The organism is Achromobacter sp. GbtcB20 (genome assembly GCF_019091095.1).
In the GTDB taxonomy this organism is placed as follows: domain Bacteria; phylum Pseudomonadota; class Gammaproteobacteria; order Burkholderiales; family Burkholderiaceae_B; genus Achromobacter; species Achromobacter mucicolens.
Genome location: NZ_JAGXJZ010000111.1, coordinates 1 through 702, shown reverse-complemented (window position 1 = coordinate 702; position 702 = coordinate 1). Strand labels below are relative to the sequence as shown.

Sequence of the window (702 nt, the reverse complement as noted above, 5' to 3'; positions counted from 1 at the left end):
GCAGCAGCGGCGAAATCAAGCGTCTGCTGATCCGCAAGCCCAACGCCGGCGCGCTGCGCGGCGTCACTCTCATGGCGCTGGTACAGGTCGATGTCCAAGCCCTGCGCACTGTGCTGCCGCGCGTCTGCGACCCCATTCTGACGCCGGCCGAGATCAACGACCTTGACCCGGCCGACCTGCTGAACACGGGGGCAACGCTCGCCAGTTTTTTTATGAGCAAGGCGGAACGGCTGGCTATCCAAACGCCGTAGAGGACGCCATGGCGGATATCGCCATGGTCTTTCACTGGCCGCCGGCCGCGATGGACACGATGGACCTGGCCGAGCTGGCCGACTGGCGCGAACGCGCGCGCGTACGCCACCAACCCGAGACGTAAACGATGGACAAGGCGCTACAGCTTCGCGTCATCGCGGCCCTGCAGGACAAGCTATCTGGACCGCTGCAGAAAATCAGGAACACGGCCGGCACGTCCGCGCAGGGCGTTGCCGACCTGCGCGGGAAGCTCAAGCAGCTCACCGCTGCACAGCGCGAGGTTGGCCAATTCCGCGAGCTGACTCGCGGCCTTCAGTCCACACGCGCCGAGCTGGCCACCGCGCAGCAGCGTGTTGCCACGCACGCGCAGCAGATGCAAGGGACCACCAACCCCCCCCGCGCCATGACGCGGGAATTCAACCAGGCGGTGCGCGCAGCCCAGCAGCTCAA

The 702-nt window shown here is 66.4% G+C and carries 2 protein-coding genes and 1 pseudogene; all 3 read left to right on the top strand.

The features are described from left to right. Positions 1 to 251 (top strand): phage tail assembly protein (locus KVT32_RS28050; RefSeq protein WP_217619191.1); only part of this gene is annotated, 251 nt, incomplete at its 5' end. Between the two features lie 8 nt (positions 252 to 259). Further along, positions 260 to 376 carry a GpE family phage tail protein gene (locus tag KVT32_RS28045; RefSeq protein WP_082601397.1) on the top strand — a complete coding sequence of 39 codons (117 nt, stop codon included), beginning with the start codon at positions 260 to 262 and terminating at the stop codon, positions 374 to 376. Positions 377 to 379: 3 nt separating this feature from the next. Beyond that, positions 380 to 702: pseudogene (locus KVT32_RS28040) on the top strand (hypothetical protein); the annotation flags it as partial.